The sequence below is a fragment of the Streptomyces yangpuensis genome (assembly GCF_024666385.1).
In the GTDB taxonomy this organism is placed as follows: domain Bacteria; phylum Actinomycetota; class Actinomycetes; order Streptomycetales; family Streptomycetaceae; genus Streptomyces; species Streptomyces yangpuensis.
The window spans coordinates 2,985,687-3,002,088 of the sequence record NZ_CP102514.1 but is presented as its reverse complement, the minus strand read 5'-3'; the positions used below and the strand labels follow the sequence as shown (position 1 = coordinate 3,002,088).

Below are 16,402 nucleotides of genomic sequence, written 5' to 3'. Positions count from 1 at the left end.
GTGCCGGAGAGTTCGCCCGTTGGCAATGGTGCCCGGACGACACGTAGGGTCGGCCGGGTGCTTGATACCTCGCCCCTGAGCGCCGCCGTGGACCGTTTCGCCGACCGGCTGCGGGCCGCACCGCAGAGCCGCCTCCAGCAGGGGATGGCCGCCGTGGCGCTGGAACTGGCCCGCGAGCTCTCCGTACGGGCGCAGCAGCTGGAGGAGCCCGGACGGGCCCCCCGGGAGATGCCGGACGCCGGGATCTTCGTGGTCGGGGACCAGGTGGCCGTGGCCGGGCGGGACCTCGCCGAGGCCCTGCGCGGCGCCGCCGCCGCCCCGGACACGGCGAAGGCCCCGTCCGAGGTGCTGGACGAGGCCGTATCGCTGGTGGAGCAGGCGGAGATCAGAGCGACGCGATGACCCGGTCCGCCAGGATGTAGACGTTGCTGTCGGGGTCCTCGGAGTCACCGCAGGAGAAGGTCAGCGCGTAGGCGCCGGAGATCCCCGAGCCGCCCAGCAGGACCGGAGCGGTGCCCGAGCGCAGTGCCTCGGCGAGCCGCTCCGCGGTCTCCCGGTGCCCCGGGGTCATGCACAGCGTGGTGCCGTCGGTGAAGACGTACACGTCCAGCGTGCCCAGCGGGCCGGGACGGACGTCCGCGAGGGCCGTACGGGCCTCCGCGAGCTCCTCCAGACGGTTCACGGTGCGCTCGTGGTCGGCGCCGGGGTGCGCGGCCTGCACCGGTACGAAGTCGGGGTGCGAGGGGTGGCGCCGGCGGGCGGCGGCCAGCTCGGCCGAGTCCTCCGGGTACCCGGGGAGCTCGTCGAGCGCCTCCTCGCCCAGGACCGGCTCCAGGCCCACCAGGTCGGCCTGCCGGGGCAGGAAGACCGGGCTGTCCTCGCCGAGCCCGGGCAGGCCGCCCAGTAGCGAAGGGGCGTCGGCGGCGTCGCGGGCCTCCTGCGCGGCCCAGAAGGCGCGCGCCTCGGCCAGCTCCCGCTCGCGCTCCTCGGCCAGGGCCTCGGCCACGGCCGCTCGTATCTCCGCGGCGGGGGACTCGGCGGCGTTGCGGGCGTGCGGGACGGTCGCGGCGCGGGCGTGGACCGGCACCGCCAGCTCGTCGCGCAGGGCGGTGACCTGCTTGCGCAGACCGTGGACGGCGTGCAGAGCAGCAGCGCCCACGGCCGTGGCAGCGGCCGTGGTCAGCAGCAGGGCAAGAGACATGGCGCTCACTGACTAACTCCTGAGGTGATTCGATCCCCCGACTTCCTACATCAGAGTGTCCCGGCCTGGGAATGGCGTGCAGTGCATTACGTCACGAAATGGACAGGGCTTTCGTCACACCTTGCACCCCTGTTCCAGTGCTGACCTGCATAAACACCGATCCCCCAGGACATAGGTCACATCCTGGGGGAGATTCGGTCACAGGTAGGCCGCGACGGGATTAGAACCGGCGTCAGTACGGCCCGCGCCACCAAGGGGCGACTGGCCCCGTTCTTGATCCAGTAGCCGCAGTCCTACTTTCGGCTACGAACGGGCGGGATCTCAGCGGCTGCGAGCACGTGATCGCGCTGCGCGCAGGTGTCGCGCTCGTTCCTCGCACGACCCCTACCCTCCGCTACGGCTCAGCTCAGCCGCTCTCTTTCTTGGTCGCGCTGAGCTTCGCCACCGCTGCGGGCAGGTGCCGGCCTCGTTCCTCGGCCGACCCCTACCCTCCGCTACGGCTCAGCTCAGCCGCTCGATCACCATGGCCATGCCCTGGCCGCCGCCCACGCACATCGTCTCCAGGCCGAACTGCTTGTCGTGGAACTGCAGGCTGTTGATCAGGGTGCCGGTCAGGCGGGCGCCGGTCATCCCGAAGGGGTGACCCACGGCGATGGCCCCGCCGTTGACGTTCAGCTTGTCGAGGGGGATCTCCAGGTCCCGGTACGACGGGATGACCTGGGCCGCGAACGCCTCGTTGATCTCGAACAGGTCGATGTCGCCGACCGTCAGGCCGGCCCGCTTCAGGGCCTGCTTCGACGCCTCGACCGGGCCCAGGCCCATGATCTCCGGGGAGAGGCCGGTGACACCGGTGGAGACGATCCGGGCCAGCGGGGTCAGGCCCAGCTCGCGGGCCTTCGTGTCGCTCATGATGACCAGCGCGGCGGCGCCGTCGTTCAGCGGGCAGCAGTTGCCGGCCGTCACCATGCCGTCGGGGCGGAAGACGGGCTTCAGGCCCTGCACGCCCTCCAGCGTCACGCCGGCGCGCGGGCCGTCGTCGGTGGAGACGACCGTGCCGTCCGGGGTGGTGATCGGGGTGATCTCGCGGGCCCAGAAGCCGTTCTTGATGGCTTCCTCGGCGAGGTTCTGCGAGCGGACGCCGAACTCGTCCATGTCCTGGCGGGTCACGCCCTTCAGGCGGGCCAGGTTCTCGGCGGTCTGACCCATCGAGATGTACGCGTCGGGGACGAGGCCGTCCTCGCGCGGGTCGTGCCAGGACGAGCCCTCGCTCTCGGCGACGGCGGCCGTACGGGCCTCCGCGTCCGCGAAGAGCGGGTTGTGGGTGTCGGGCCAGGAGTCCGAGTTGCCCCTCGCGAACCGCGACACCGTCTCCACACCCGCGGAGATGAACACGTCGCCCTCGCCCGCCTTGATGGCGTGCAGGGCCATCCGGGACGTCTGCAGCGAGGAGGAGCAGTAGCGGGTGATGGTCGTGCCCGGGAGGAAGTCCATGCCCATCTGCACGGCCACGATGCGGGCCAGGTTGTTGCCCTGCTCGCCGCCCGGCAGACCGCAGCCCAGCATCAGGTCGTCGATCTCGCGCGGGTCCAGCTCGGGGATCTTGGCCAGGGCCGTCTGGATGATCGTCGCGGTCAGGTCGTCCGGGCGGACGTCCTTGAGGGATCCCTTGAAGGCGCGCCCGATGGGAGAGCGGGCGGTGGAAACGATGACTGCTTCGGGCATCGGGACTCCAAGGGTGCGTCGTTGCGGGACCGGATGCGAAGTTACCGCCCCGTACGGTCGAGGTCACCGGCCTGGGGGTGTGATGCCGGTCGCTCCCGCCGACCCGGCCGGCCGGGGGCCGCACCCCCAAGGGGCGCCTCCCCGGCCGCGGGCCGCGAAGGAGGGGTTCCCGTGCCCCTACGGGACGAACCCCGCCGCGTCCGGGGCCGCAGGGGCCGGGTCCTCGCCCGGCACCCGCCGCCGCCGGCGGTGCTTGAGCAGGACCCAGGGGCCGCGCCCCGCCGTGACCTCCGTACCCGCCTGGCCCGCGGCGGCCGACGCGGCCTTCGCCACCGGCAGCATGTCCTCGTCCCGCGACACGTCCAGCCGGTCCGACTCCGGCCACAGGCCGAGCGCCGCGCACAGCGTGGGCAGCACGGCCATGGCGGCCGTCGCGTACCCCTCCGCCGACGGGTGGTAGGAATCCGGGCCGAACATCTCGCGCGGGTTCGCGGCGAACTCCGGGCCCAGCAGGTCCCCCATCGAGACCGTACGGGCCCCCAGGGCGACCACCCCTATGGTCTGCGCGGCGGCCAGCTGCCGGGACACGCGGCGGGCCAGCCAGCGCAGCGGCTGGTACACCGGCTCGATCGTGCCGAGGTCCGGGCAGGTGCCCACCACCACCTCGGAGCCCGCCAGCCGCAGCCGGCGCACCGCCGAGGTCAGCAGCCGCACCGACTGGGTCGGGGGCATCCGGCGCGTCACGTCGTTCGCGCCGATCATGATCACGCACACGTCGGGCGGGGGCGCGTCCCGGTCCAGCAGCAGCCCGACCTGCCGGTCCAGATCGTCCGACATGGCACCCGACAGGGCCACGTTGCGCAGCTCGACCGGCCGCTCCGCGACCGCCGCGAGCCCCGAGGCCAGCAGCGCCGCCGGGGTCTGCCGGGCCCGCCGCACGCCGAGCCCGGCGGCCGTCGAATCGCCCAGCATGCCCAGCCGCAGCGGGCCCGGGCTCTGCTCCGGGCCGCCGAACTCGCTCCCGTACAGCCCGTCCGCGCGCGGCGGCTCGCCCAGCCCGGTGCCCACCGTGCGCTTGGCGAACTGCACCTCCGCCAGTACCAGCCCGACCGCGGCGGCCCCGACGAGTCCGATGCCGCCACCGCCGTACGCCGCCCCCGCCGCGATCCGGCGGGCTGTTCTCGCCCTGGACATCCTTCAGGCCACCTCCTCGCGTCTCATTGACCCCTACCTGCCCCGTACACACGGTCGGCCAATCCCTTTCGGCATACCCTGGCGGTGCCTCCCGGAGAACCCGTGGAGTCCCCTCCTTGGAGAACATGGTGCAATTCCACGACTCGATGATCAGCCTCGTCGGCAACACCCCGCTGGTGAAGCTCAACCGTGTGACCGAAGGCCTGCAGGCCACCGTCCTTGCGAAGGTCGAGTACTTCAATCCCGGCGGATCCGTGAAGGACCGGATCGCCGTACGGATGATCGAGGCCGCCGAGCAGAGCGGAGCCCTCAAGCCCGGTGGCACCATCGTGGAGCCGACCAGCGGCAACACGGGTGTAGGACTCGCCATCGTGGCCCAGCAGAAGGGCTACAAGTGCATCTTCGTCTGCCCTGACAAGGTGTCCATGGACAAGATCAACGTGATGCGCGCGTACGGCGCCGAGGTCGTGGTCTGCCCGACCGCCGTCGACCCCGAGCACCCGGACTCGTACTACAACGTGTCCGACCGCCTCGCGCGCGAGCCCGGCGCCTGGAAGCCCGACCAGTACAGCAACCCGAACAACCCCCGTTCGCACTACGAGACCACCGGTCCCGAGCTGTGGGAGCAGACGGACGGGAAGATCACCCACTTCGTCGCGGGCGTCGGCACGGGCGGCACGATCTCCGGCACCGGCAACTACCTGAAGGAGGTCAGCGGCGGGAAGGTCAAGGTCATCGGCGCCGACCCCGAGGGCTCGGTCTACTCCGGCGGATCGGGCCGCCCGTACCTCGTCGAGGGCGTCGGCGAGGACTTCTGGCCGACCGCCTACGACCCGAACGTCACGGACGAGATCATCGCGGTGTCCGACAAGGACTCCTTCCAGATGACCCGCCGCCTCGCCAAGGAGGAGGGCCTGCTCGTCGGCGGCTCCTGCGGCATGGCCGTCGTGGCCGCGCTGAAGGCCGCCGAGGGCCTCGGCCCGGACGACGTGGTCGTCGTCCTGCTGCCGGACAGCGGCCGCGGCTACCTCAGCAAGATCTTCAGCGACGAGTGGATGGCGGGCCACGGCTTCCTGGAGGAGGCCGGCCCCGCCGCGCGCATCGGTGACGTGCTGAACGACAAGGAGGGCGGCATTCCCTCCCTCGTCCACATGCACCCCGAGGAGACCGTCGGCGAGGCCATCGAGGTCCTGCGCGAGTACGGCGTCTCCCAGATGCCGATCGTCAAGCCCGGCGCCGGCCACCCCGACGTCATGGCCGCCGAGGTCATCGGCTCCGTGGTCGAGAAGGAGCTGCTCGCGGCACTGTTCGCGCAGCGCGCCTCGCTCTCCGACCCGCTGGAGAAGCACATGAGCTCGCCGCTGCCGCAGGTCGGCTCCGGCGAGCCGGTGTCCGAGCTGATGTCGGTGCTCGGCGAGGCCGACGCGGCGATCGTGCTGGTCGAGGGCAAGCCCACCGGTGTGGTGAGCCGCCAGGACCTCCTCGCCTTCCTGGCGAAGACCCCGAAGTAGCCGGCGGTCCGCCCGGGGCACGGCGCGCGGGTCCACGCCCGCCGCCCGCCCCGGGCACCGGCGTATTCCGGCCGTCGCGCAAACGGTACGGGCCGGACACGTGACAGCAGCACGTCCTTAACACGGCCCCGGCACAGTGGTGGTTGTCGGCAGGGAGCCCTGGAAACCGGACCCGGCCGGCACCACCGACGGTGTACGCAGACCTCCGGAGCGGCTCCCGGACCAGCGGACACCATGGACGCGGACGGCCCTGACCCGGCCGTGTCCTCCGCGGGGACCGCCGTCGTCCCGCCCCTCGCCCGCGAGGGTGCGGCGGTCCCCGCGCAAACTCCCCCGTCTTTCCGGCCCGGTTCGCCTCCGGGGCACTCTCCCCGGCGCGCCCCTTCGGCTCACTCGCCGGGCGGAGCCCTGAAGCGGTGCCGCACGCACCGGCGGGACAGGGCCTCAGGCCACGTCGTCCGGCCGGGCGCGCCGCAGGCGAGCCGCGTGGATGAAGCTCACCCCCGCGATCCCGGCCCAGGCCACCAGCAGCCCCTTGAAGCCCGCCTGCGTGCCGGCGATGGCCGACAGCGGGATCGCCAGGACCAGGGTGATGATGGCGAAGCCGAAGCGTTCGCCGAAGTTCCCGTCGGCCGGGACGGCGTACGGGCCCTCGCCGCGCGCCGCGGCCAGGCGTTCCTCGGCGAGCCGGCGCCGGACCTGGGTGTCGACCTTCTCGACGAACGATTCCACCAATGCGGCCTCGTACTCCGGGCCCAGCTCCCGCCGGGCCGTCAGCGTCGCGTCGAATTCCTTCTTCAGCTCTTGGGCGTGGGCGTCCATGCCCCCACCGTAGGAAGCGCCGCGAGCCCCGGCACTGGGGCTAGCCCCCGTATCCGCCCCGTCCGCCCGGTATCCGCATCGCGGGCACCGGCTTGCCCCGCTGCATAACCGCATGCAGAGTGCTCCGTGGCTGAATAAATCACCGGGACCGAGGGGGACGGCATGAACGACAGCCCGGCGGCGCGGCTCCAGGCGCTGTTCGAGGGGCACCGGCTGACCCCGACCCAGCGGCGGATCGCCCACTGCATGGTGCGCGGGGCGGCGGAGGTGCCCTTCCTGTCGAGCGTCGAGCTCGCCGAGCTGGCCGGGGTGAGCCAGCCGTCGGTGACCCGGTTCGCCGTGGCGCTCGGTTTCGACGGCTATCCCGCGCTGCGCAAGCACCTGCGCGAGGTGGCTCCGGCCGAGCGGGCCGCCGCCGTCCAGGAGGAGGCGTTCAACGAGTACCAGCAGGCCGTCCTCGGCGAGATCGAGAACCTGCGGCAGCTCGCCGAGATGCTCGCCGACCCCGCGCCGGTCGAGGAGGCGGGGCGGCTGCTCGCCGCCTCCGCCCCGCTGCCGGTGCTCGGGCTGCGGGCGGCGTCCTCGCAGGCGCGCGGCTTCGCGTACTTCGCCGCCAAGGTGCACCCGGACGTCCGGCTCCTGGACGAGGGCGGGTCGATGATGGAGGACCGCATCGACGCGGCCCTCTACGAGGGCGCCACGGCCCTGCTGTGCTTCGCCCTGCCCCGGTACCCCCGCGAGGTCGTGGAGACCCTGGAACGCGCGCGTAAGGCCGGCCTGACCGTGGTGACGGTCGCGGACTCGGCCTTCGCGCCGGTGGCCCGGCACTCGGACCTCCTGATCCCCGCCCCGGTCGGCACCGGCCTGGCCTTCGACACGGCGTGCGCGCCGATGCTGCTGGGGCGGGTCCTGCTGGAGGCGATGGCGGACGCCCTGCCGGACGCCCAGGCCCGCCTGGAGGCCTTCGACACCCGTGCGGCGAACCGCGGCCTGTTCGTGGAGTGAGCCTCAGCGGTAGTTGAGCTCCGCCAGCTCGGTGGCGAGCCGGACGCGCAGGGCCGGGACGCGCGCGAGGACGGGCAGCACGGTGTTGCGCACGGCGCGCAGGGCCCCGTTGCGGGCGGTGGCGACCCGGGTCATCCGGTGGGTCAGGGCCACCACGCGCAGGGCTACGGGACGGCGGGCGGCCTCGTAGCCGTCGAGGTCTCCGGAGGCCAGGGCGCGGCCGAGCGCGTAGCCGTCCTGGATGCCGGTGTTCATGCCCTGCCCGCCGGCCGGGCTGTGCACGTGGGCGGCGTCCCCGGCGAGGAACAGCCGGCCGGCGCGGTAGCGGTCGGCGACGCGGTGGTGGATCCGGAACCGGGAGGACCAGACGATGTCGCGGACGGCCGCCTGGCCGGGGACGCGTTCGTCGAGCAGGCCGCGGACGAAGGCCAGGTCCGGTTCGGCGGGGGCCTCGGCGACGGTGGCGACGACCCGGTAGTGCCCTCCGGGCAGCGGGGCGATCACGGTGAGCCCGGCGGCACCGAAGGCGAGCGACACCTCGCGCGGGCCCGGGGCCCAGTCCATGATCACGTCGGCGAGGACGAAGGACTCCCCGTAGGAGCCGCCCTCGAAGGCCATGCCGGCGGCCGTACGGACCGCGCTGTGCATACCGTCGGCGCCCACGACGTGTGCGGCACGCAGGGTCTCGCCGGTGGCGGTGGTGAGGGTGGCTCCTTCCGCGTCCTGGGCGACGGCGGTCACCTCGTAGGGGCGGTGGACGTCACCGCCGAGCGCCCGCAGGCGGCGCAGGAGGACGGCCTCGGTCTCGTACTGGGGGACCATCAGCGCGTACGGGTGGGCCGTGGGCAGGCGGTCGAAGTCGACGGCCGCGAGGAGCCGGGCGCCGTCGCGGATGCCGAACCGGGTGACGGGGACGCCGCGGCCGACCAGATCGGCGCTCAGCGCGCCGCTCGGGTCGAGCTCGTCGAGGACCTCCAGGGTGCGGGCGTGCACGACGGCGGCACGGGAGGTGTTGGCGCCCTCCGCCTGCCGGTCGAGCAGCACGAAGTCGATTCCGGCCTCCGCCAGGGTCACGGCGAGGGCGAGCCCGGTGGGGCCGGCGCCGACGACGGCGACCTCGGTGCGGGCGGGGAGCGGGAGAGCGGCGGTGCTGGTCATGGCGGCCTCCTCCAAATTGCCAACAGGTGTTGGCCAACGGCTGTTGACATCAGAGTGCGCCACTCCGGCCGTCATGTCAACGGTTGTTGGCACACAGATGTTGGCCTACGCTTGTTGGCGTGACTGAACGACGCTCCTCCGACCGCACCCGGGCCGCGATCCTGCGCGCCGCGCGCGAGCGGTTCGCCGCCCACGGGTACGAACGCACCACCATCCGGGCCGTCGCAGCGGACGCGGAGATCGACCCGTCGATGGTCATGCGGTACTTCGGCAGCAAGGAACAGCTCTTCGACGCCGCGCTCGCGGTGGACCTGCGCCTGCCGGACCTCCGCGCGGTGCCCGCGGCGGAGCTCCCCGCCACCCTCCTGCGCCACTTCGTGGAGCGGTGGGAGGGCGACCCGGCCGATGACGCCCTGCTCGTGCTGCTGCGCTCGGCGGTCACCAACGAGCAGGCCGCCGCCCGGATGCGGGAGGTGTTCGCGACGCAGGTCGCCCCCGCGCTCGCGGCGGCCCTCGGCCCGGAGCGGGCGGCCCGCACGGCCGGCCTGGTCTCCACCCAGCTGTTGGGCCTGGCCCTGACCCGCTACCTGTTGCGCCTGCCCGCGGTCACCGCGCCGGCCGCGGACGACCTGGTCGCGGGCCTGGCCCCGGCGCTGGCGGCCACCCTGGCCGGCTGAGCCACCCGCACCGACCGAGCCGTCCTGGCCGGCCGGGCGGGCGCGGTTCAGAGGAGTGCGTCGGCGTGTGCGGCGCCGGCTTCCGCCACGATGTCGGCGGTGGACTGCGCCGGGCGGGCGAGGCGGAAGCGGACGCGGCCGTCCGGGGTCACCGTGAAGCCGTGGACCGCCGGGCGCGGCAGGCTGTTGTAGCCGTAGTGGGCCGTGAAGAAGTACGCGCCCGTGTCCGGGACGCCGATCAGGTCGCCGGGCCCGAGCAGCGGCAGCTCGCGGGCCGCGGCGAGCAGGTCCCCCGCGAAGCAGGCGGGGCCGGCGACGTCCTGGGCCACCGCGGGGCCGGCCTTCGGGGCGCCCTTGGCGTCGTACGGCAGGATCCGCACCGGCCAGGCCGCCGGGGCGTAAGCGGTACGGGTCGCCAGCTGCACGCCGGCGTGGGTGAGGGCGATGGGCCGGGAGCCGCTGCTCTTGGTGTACTCGACCCGGGCCAGCACCAGGCCGTGCTTGGCCAGCAGGGACCGGCCGAATTCGGTGACCAGGCCGTACGTGCCGTCGAAGAGCGCCGGGACCGCAGCGCGCAGGGCGGACACGTAGCCGGCGTACGTCGGGCCCGCCTCGTCGGAGGTGAAATCGACGGGCAGCCCGCCGCCGATGTCGAGGGTGTCGACCTGGCGGCGGCCGGCCGCCGCGTTGATCTCCTCGGCCAGGGCGTGCAGCTCCCGTACGCCCTGCGCGATCAGCTCCAGCGGGACGCCCTGCGAGCCCGAGTGGATGTGCAGGCGGGTCAGCCACGGCCGGTCCAGGAAGGCCCGTACGAGCCACTCGCGCGCCCCGGGATCGCGCAGGGCGACGCCGAACTTCGAGGTGGACGTCGCCGTGGACAGCGCGTCGATGATGCCCGCACCGGTCTGCGGGTTGATCCGGACGCCGACCGGGGACGCGGTGGGGGCCGCGGCGACCAGGGCGTCCAGGCGCTCCAGCTCCTGGCGGTTGTCGGCGTTGACGGCGATCCCCAGGGCGAGCGCCTCGCGCAGCTCGGCCGTCGTCTTGACGGGGGAGTCCAGGACGGTCCGGGTCGCGGGGACCCCCGCCGCCCGGGCCAGCGCCAGTTCGCCCGGGCTCGCGACCTCGCAGCCGAGCCCGGTGGCCGCCAGCAGCCGCAGCACCGGGACGAGCGGGGCGGCCTTGACGGCGAAGGCGTGCAGGACGGGCGTGCCGGGCGCCAGGGCGGCCTCGAAGGCCGCGGTCAGAGCGGCGGCCGAGGCCCGGATCCCGTCGGTGTCCAGCAGGCAGACCAGGGGCTTCGAGGAGTCGCTCCCGCCCACCAGTGCCTGCTCGACGGCGGCCCGTACGACCAGGTTCCGGCGCTCGGCGATGTCCTCGGTGGCCATGTCCGCCATCCCATCATCCGACAGGGCCGACCGCAGCTGTTGACTGAATCTATTCAGGACGCGAGGATGTGAATGGAATTACCAACATCGGAGGAGGCACCGCCATGTCAGGACCCCGCCCCGTACGCGCCGCGCGCGGCACCGAGCTCAGCGCCCTGGGATGGCAGCAGGAGGCCGCACTGCGGATGCTCCAGAACAACCTCGACCCCGAGGTCGCCGAGCACCCCGACAAGCTCGTCGTCTACGGCGGCACCGGCAAGGCCGCCCGCGACTGGCGCTCGTACGACGCCATGGTCCGCACCCTGCGGACCCTGAAGCAGGACGAAACGATGCTCGTCCAGTCCGGCCGCCCGGTCGGCGTCATGCAGACCCACGAGTGGGCGCCGCGCGTGCTGCTCGCCAACTCCAACCTGGTCGGCGACTGGGCCAACTGGGAGGAGTTCCGCCGCCTGGAGCACCTCGGCCTGACCATGTACGGCCAGATGACCGCCGGTTCGTGGATCTACATCGGCACGCAGGGCATCCTCCAGGGCACCTACGAGACCTTCGCGGCCGTCGCGGCCAAGAAGTTCGGCGGCACCCTCGCCGGCACGATCACCCTCACCGCCGGCCTCGGCGGCATGGGCGGCGCCCAGCCGCTGGCCGTCACCATGAACGACGGCGTCGCGATCTGCATCGACGTCGACCCGCGCGCCATCGAGCGCCGCATCGAGCACCGCTACCTGGACGTCAAGGCCGACAACCCGGCCCACGCCCTCCAGCTGGCGGTCGAGGCCCGCGACGCCCGCAGGCCGCTCTCCATCGGCCTCCTCGGCAACGCCGCCGAGCTGCTCCCGCAGATGCTCGCCGAGGGCGCCCCGATCGACATCGTGACGGACCAGACCTCCGCCCACGACCCGCTCTCGTACCTGCCCGTCGGTGTCGACTTCGACGACATGGCCTCCTACGCCGCCAAGGACCCGGCCGGCTTCACCACCCGGGCCCGCGAGTCCATGGCCAAGCACGTCGAGGCCATGGTCGGCTTCATGGACGCCGGCGCCGAGGTCTTCGACTACGGCAACTCCATCCGCGGCGAGGCCCAGCTGGCCGGCTACGACCGCGCCTTCGCCTTCCCCGGCTTCGTCCCCGCCTACATCCGCCCGCTGTTCTGCGAGGGCAAGGGCCCCTTCCGCTGGGCCGCCCTGTCCGGCGAGGCCTCGGACATCCACAAGACCGACAAGGCGATGCTGGAGCTCTTCCCGGAGAACGAGTCCCTGCACCGCTGGATCAAGATGGCCGGCGAGCGCGTCCACTTCCAGGGCCTGCCCGCGCGTATCTGCTGGCTCGGTTACGGCGAGCGCGACAAGGCCGGTGAGCGCTTCAACGAGATGGTCGCCGACGGCACCCTCGCCGCGCCCCTGGCGATCGGCCGCGACCACCTCGACTGCGGCTCGGTGGCCTCCCCGTACCGCGAGACCGAGGCCATGCTCGACGGCTCCGACGCCATCGCCGACTGGCCGCTGCTCAACGCCATGGTCAACGTCGCCTCCGGCGCCTCCTGGGTCTCCATCCACCACGGCGGCGGCGTCGGCATGGGCCGCTCCATCCACGCCGGCCAGGTCACCGTCGCCGACGGCACCGCCCTGGCCGGCGAGAAGATCCGCCGCGTGCTCACCAACGACCCGGGCATGGGTGTCATCCGCCACGTCGACGCCGGCTACGACATCGCCGAGTCGGTCGCCGACGAGCGCGGCGTCCGCGTCCCGATGCGCGAGGGCGACGACGCGTGAGCGAGGCCGATTTCACGCCCGCGGCCGGACCGGCCGCGGGCTCCGCCGGGGCGCCGTCGTTCCACCGGATGTGGGCCGACCTCGCACCCGTCGGCCGCCACGCGGACACCGGCGGCTACCGCCGCTACGCCTGGAGCGGGGCCGACGCCGACTGCCGCACCTGGTTCCAGGAGCAGGCCGAGGCGCGCGGGCTCACGTACGAGACCGACCGCAACGGCAACCAGTGGGCCTGGCTCGGCGACCCCCTCGCCGGGGACGCCGTGGTCACCGGCTCGCACCTGGACTCCGTCCCCGACGGCGGGGCCTTCGACGGCCCCCTCGGCGTGGTGTCCTCCTTCGCAGCCCTCGACGAACTGCGCAGAAGGGGCGCGGAGTTCTCCCGGCCGCTGGCCATCACCAACTTCGGTGACGAGGAGGGCGCCCGCTTCGGGCTCGCCTGCGTCGGCTCCCGGCTCACCGCCGGCCAGCTGACCAAGGAGAAGGCCCACGAGCTGCGCGACGCCGACGGGGTTTCCCTGCCGCAGGCCATGGAGGCCGCCGGATACGACCCTGACGCCATCGGGGCCGACCCCGAACGCCTGGCCCGTATCGGCGCGTTCGTCGAGCTGCACGTCGAGCAGGGCCGCGCCCTGGACCTGTCCGGGGACCGGGTCGGCATCGCCTCGGCGATCTGGCCGCACGGCCGCTGGCGGTTCGACTTCCGCGGCGAGGCCAACCACGCCGGCACCACCCGCCTCGTGGACCGGCGCGACCCGATGCTGACGTACGCGGCGACCGTACTGGCCGCCCGCACCGAGGCGGCCCTCGCCGGGGCCGTCGCCACCTTCGGCAAGATCTCCGTCGAGCCCAACGGCGTCAACGCCATCCCGTCACTCGTACGCGGCTGGCTCGACTCCCGCGCCGCCGACCAGGCCACCCTCGACACGGTCGTCACCGCCATCGAGAAGGCCGCGCGCGAGCGCGCCGACCAGGACGGCATCGATCTCGGGATCGTCCGGGAGTCCTTCACCCCGGTCGTCGAGTTCGAGCACGCCCTGCGCGACGAGATGAACCGGATCCTGGGCGGGGCCGTCCCCGTCCTCGGCACCGGGGCCGGACACGACGCGGGAATCCTCTCCGCCGCCGTCCCGACCGCGATGCTGTTCGTACGGAACCCGACCGGTGTCTCCCACTCCCCGCGGGAGTTCGCCGCCGAGGACGACTGCGTGGCCGGTGTCCTCGCCCTCGCCGACGTACTGGAAGGCCTGGCATGTCGCTGACGACGTACTGGCTGGAGCACGCCTGGCTCGGCACCCACGTCGAGCCGGGCGTCGCCCTGGAGGTCACCGGAGACGGCCGGATCGGCGGCCTGCGCACCGGCGTCGACGCGCCGCCGCCGGGCGCGGAGATCCTGCGCGGCCTGACCCTGCCCGGCCTCGCCAACGCACACAGCCACGCCTTCCACCGGGCCCTGCGCGGCACCGTCCAGATCGGCTCCGGCACCTTCTGGACCTGGCGCGAGCTCATGTACGAGATCGCCCAGAACCTCACCCCCGACAGCTACTTCACGCTCGCCCGGGCCGTCTACGCCGAAATGGCGCTGGCCGGCATCACGAACGTCGGCGAGTTCCACTACGTCCACCACGCGCCCGGCGGCACCCCGTACGCCGACCCCAACGCCATGGGCGAGGCCCTGATCGAGGCCGCCGCCGCAGCCGGCATCCGCATCACCCTCCTGGACACCGCCTACCTGTCCTCGGGCTTCGGCGAGGCACCCAACACCCACCAGCAGCGCTTCTCGGACGGCACCGCCGACGCCTGGGCCGAACGCGTCAGCTCCCTCAAGCCGCGCGGGCACGCCCTGATCGGCGCGGCCGTCCACTCGGTGCGGGCCGTGCCCGCGGACCAGCTGGCCACCGTCGCCCGCTGGGCCGAGGAACGCCGGACGGCCCTGCACGTCCACCTCTCGGAGCAGACCGCCGAGAACGACGCCTGCCGGGCCGCCCACGGCCGCACCCCGACCCAGCTGCTGGCCGACCACGGCGTGCTCGGCCCGCGCACCACCGGTGTCCACAACACGCACCTCACCGACGCGGACATCGCCCTGCTCGGCGGCACCGGCACCGGCACCTGCATGTGCCCCACCACCGAACGCGACCTCGCCGACGGCATCGGCCCCGCCACCCGGCTCCAGCGGGCGGGCAGCCCGCTCTCCCTGGGCAGCGACAGCCACGCCGTGATCGACCTGCTGGAAGAGGCGCGCGCGATGGAGCTCAACGAGCGCCTGCGCAGCCGTACGCGGGGCCACTGGACGGCGAACGCGCTGCTCACCGCCGCCACCGGCGACGGGCACGCGGCGCTGGGGCTGGCCGACGCGGGCCGCCTGGAGGAGGGCGCGCTCGCGGACTTCACCACCGTCGCCCTGGACTCCGTCCGCACGGCCGGTCCGCTGCCGCGGCTCGGCGCCGAGACGGCCGTCTTCGCCGCCACCGCCGCGGACGTCCGCCACACGGTCGTCGGCGGCCGCCACGTGGTCCGCGACGGCCACCACACCCTGGTCGAGGACGTCCCGTCCGCCCTCGCCGAATCGATCGCAGCCCTGCGTTCCTGACCGTGCCGCCTGCGGCGGGCTTCCCCCACCCCGCCCCAGCCCCGGGAAACGGCGAAAGGGCGGGGCGGGGACAAGCCAGCTCTGAGAGGAACCCAGTGACCACCACCGCCATCACCAACATCGGCAGCCTCGTCACCAACGACCCCGCCGTCGGCGACGGCAGCCCCCTCGGCCTGATCGAGAACGCCGCCGTCGTCATCGACGGCGACCGCATCGCCTGGGTCGGCCCGGCCGCACAGGCCCCGGCCGCCGACGAGCGCTTCGACGCGCAGGGCCGGGCCCTGATCCCCGGCTTCGTCGACAGCCACAGCCACCTCGTCTTCGCCGGCGACCGCACCCAGGAGTTCAACGCCCGGATGTCCGGGCGCGCCTACTCCGCCGGCGGCATCCGCACCACCGTCGCCGCCACCCGCGCCGCCTCCGACGCCGTACTGGAGGCGAACCTCGTCCGCCATCTCGACGAGGCCCGCCGCCAGGGCACCACCACCTTCGAGACCAAGTCCGGCTACGGCCTCACCGTCGCCGACGAGGCCCGCGCCCTGCGCATCGCCGCCGCGCACACCGAAGAGGTCACCTACCTCGGCGCACACATCGTCTCCCCGGACTACGCCGGCGACCCCGCCGGCTACGTCGACCTCGTCACCGGCGAGATGCTGGCGGCCTGCGCCCCGTACGCCCGCTGGGTCGACGTCTTCTGCGAGAAGGGCGCCTTCGACGGCGACCAGGCCCGTGCGATCCTCACCGCCGGTGCCGCCGCCGGACTGATCCCGCGCGTCCACGCCAACCAGCTCTCGTACGGCCCCGGAGTCCAGCTCGCCGTCGAGCTGGAGGCCGCCTCCGCCGACCACTGCACCCACCTCACCGACGCCGACGTCGACGCCCTCGCCCAGGCGGCGGACACCACGGTCGCCACCCTGCTGCCCGGCGCCGAGTTCTCCACCCGCGCCCAGTGGCCCGACGCCCGCCGCCTGATCGACGCGGGCGCGACCGTCGCGCTGTCCACGGACTGCAACCCCGGCTCCTCCTACACGAGCTCCATGCCGTTCTGCATCGCGCTCGCCGTCCGCGACATGCGGATGACCCCCGACGAGGCCCTCTGGTCGGCCACCGCCGGCGGCGCCCGCGCGCTGCGCCGTGCCGACATCGGCGTCCTGGCTCCCGGAGCCCGCGCAGACCTGGCCCTGCTGGACGCCCCCAGCCACGTCCACCTGGCCTACCGGCCGGGCGTGCCGCTGGTTTCCGCGGTGTGGCTGAAGGGCGTCCGCGCGCACTGACGAACGGTCGATCCGGGCCTGTCCTTTGTCTTCCCTCCGTAAGGCCCCGGGCGTACCTTGAGCCACCGATCTGATGTTCCGTCAGTTATCC

14 protein-coding genes are annotated in these 16,402 nt (G+C 73.4%); 8 read left to right on the top strand and 6 right to left on the bottom strand.

Annotated elements, in window-relative coordinates; translation table 11 throughout:
* Nucleotides 1–57 precede the first annotated feature (57 nt).
* Nucleotides 58–402 carry a hypothetical protein gene (locus NRK68_RS13630; protein WP_257855876.1) on the top strand — a complete coding sequence of 115 codons (345 nt, stop codon included), beginning with the start codon at nt 58–60 and terminating at the stop codon, nt 400–402.
* Here the strand turns inward: NRK68_RS13630 and NRK68_RS13625 are convergent.
* From NRK68_RS13625 to NRK68_RS13615, 3 genes are all read right to left on the bottom strand, one after another.
* On the bottom strand, nt 386–1,201 hold the full coding sequence (locus tag NRK68_RS13625) for a hypothetical protein (protein ID WP_257857841.1): 816 nt from the start codon (nt 1,199–1,201) through the stop codon (nt 386–388). The two genes, NRK68_RS13630 and NRK68_RS13625, sit on opposite strands and share 17 nt — an antisense overlap.
* A gap of 501 nt (nt 1,202–1,702) precedes the next feature.
* Entirely contained in the window at nt 1,703–2,923 is a 1,221-nt protein-coding gene (locus NRK68_RS13620; RefSeq protein ID WP_257855875.1) for an acetyl-CoA C-acetyltransferase, read from the bottom strand.
* A gap of 177 nt (nt 2,924–3,100) precedes the next feature.
* Nucleotides 3,101–4,117: an SGNH/GDSL hydrolase family protein gene (locus tag NRK68_RS13615; protein WP_183069164.1), complete on the bottom strand. Its 1,017-nt coding sequence runs from the start codon at nt 4,115–4,117 to the stop codon at nt 3,101–3,103.
* A gap of 128 nt (nt 4,118–4,245) precedes the next feature.
* Between NRK68_RS13615 and NRK68_RS13610 the strand changes: the two genes are divergently transcribed.
* Complete coding sequence (locus tag NRK68_RS13610) at nt 4,246–5,628, top strand: cystathionine beta-synthase (RefSeq protein WP_183069206.1); 1,383 nt, start codon at nt 4,246–4,248, stop codon at nt 5,626–5,628.
* Nucleotides 5,629–6,072: 444 nt separating this feature from the next.
* Here NRK68_RS13610 and NRK68_RS13605 read toward each other — a convergent pair whose 3' ends face one another.
* Complete coding sequence (locus NRK68_RS13605) at nt 6,073–6,450, bottom strand: hypothetical protein (RefSeq protein ID WP_183069165.1); 378 nt, start codon at nt 6,448–6,450, stop codon at nt 6,073–6,075.
* A 162-nt stretch (nt 6,451–6,612) separates the two neighbouring features.
* Between NRK68_RS13605 and NRK68_RS13600 the strand changes: the two genes are divergently transcribed.
* Complete coding sequence (locus tag NRK68_RS13600) at nt 6,613–7,455, top strand: MurR/RpiR family transcriptional regulator (RefSeq protein WP_183069166.1); 843 nt, start codon at nt 6,613–6,615, stop codon at nt 7,453–7,455.
* Nucleotides 7,456–7,458: 3 nt separating this feature from the next.
* On the opposite strand, the gene NRK68_RS13595 is transcribed toward NRK68_RS13600, so the two are convergent.
* Nucleotides 7,459–8,613, bottom strand: a complete 1,155-nt coding sequence (locus NRK68_RS13595) for an FAD-dependent oxidoreductase (RefSeq protein ID WP_257855874.1) — start codon at nt 8,611–8,613, stop codon at nt 7,459–7,461.
* A 119-nt stretch (nt 8,614–8,732) separates the two neighbouring features.
* Here NRK68_RS13595 and NRK68_RS13590 point away from each other — a divergent pair, with 119 nt between their 5' ends.
* Nucleotides 8,733–9,290, top strand: a complete 558-nt coding sequence (locus tag NRK68_RS13590) for a TetR/AcrR family transcriptional regulator (protein ID WP_183069168.1) — start codon at nt 8,733–8,735, stop codon at nt 9,288–9,290.
* A gap of 47 nt (nt 9,291–9,337) precedes the next feature.
* Here NRK68_RS13590 and NRK68_RS13585 read toward each other — a convergent pair whose 3' ends face one another.
* Nucleotides 9,338–10,678 carry a type III PLP-dependent enzyme domain-containing protein gene (locus tag NRK68_RS13585; RefSeq protein WP_257855873.1) on the bottom strand — a complete coding sequence of 447 codons (1,341 nt, stop codon included), beginning with the start codon at nt 10,676–10,678 and terminating at the stop codon, nt 9,338–9,340.
* Nucleotides 10,679–10,782: 104 nt separating this feature from the next.
* Here NRK68_RS13585 and hutU point away from each other — a divergent pair, with 104 nt between their 5' ends.
* From hutU to hutI, 4 genes are all read left to right on the top strand, one after another.
* Complete coding sequence (gene hutU / locus NRK68_RS13580) at nt 10,783–12,447, top strand: urocanate hydratase (RefSeq protein ID WP_183069170.1); 1,665 nt, start codon at nt 10,783–10,785, stop codon at nt 12,445–12,447.
* 68 nt (nt 12,448–12,515) lie between these two features.
* Nucleotides 12,516–13,706, top strand: a complete 1,191-nt coding sequence (locus NRK68_RS13575) for an allantoate amidohydrolase (protein ID WP_183069207.1) — start codon at nt 12,516–12,518, stop codon at nt 13,704–13,706.
* Nucleotides 13,697–15,037, top strand: a complete 1,341-nt coding sequence (locus NRK68_RS13570; RefSeq protein WP_257855872.1) for a formimidoylglutamate deiminase — start codon at nt 13,697–13,699, stop codon at nt 15,035–15,037. Before NRK68_RS13575 ends, NRK68_RS13570 begins: the two co-directional genes overlap by 10 nt.
* 95 nt (nt 15,038–15,132) lie before the next feature.
* Nucleotides 15,133–16,311, top strand: a complete 1,179-nt coding sequence (gene hutI / locus NRK68_RS13565) for an imidazolonepropionase (RefSeq protein ID WP_183069172.1) — start codon at nt 15,133–15,135, stop codon at nt 16,309–16,311.
* Nucleotides 16,312–16,402 lie beyond the last annotated feature (91 nt).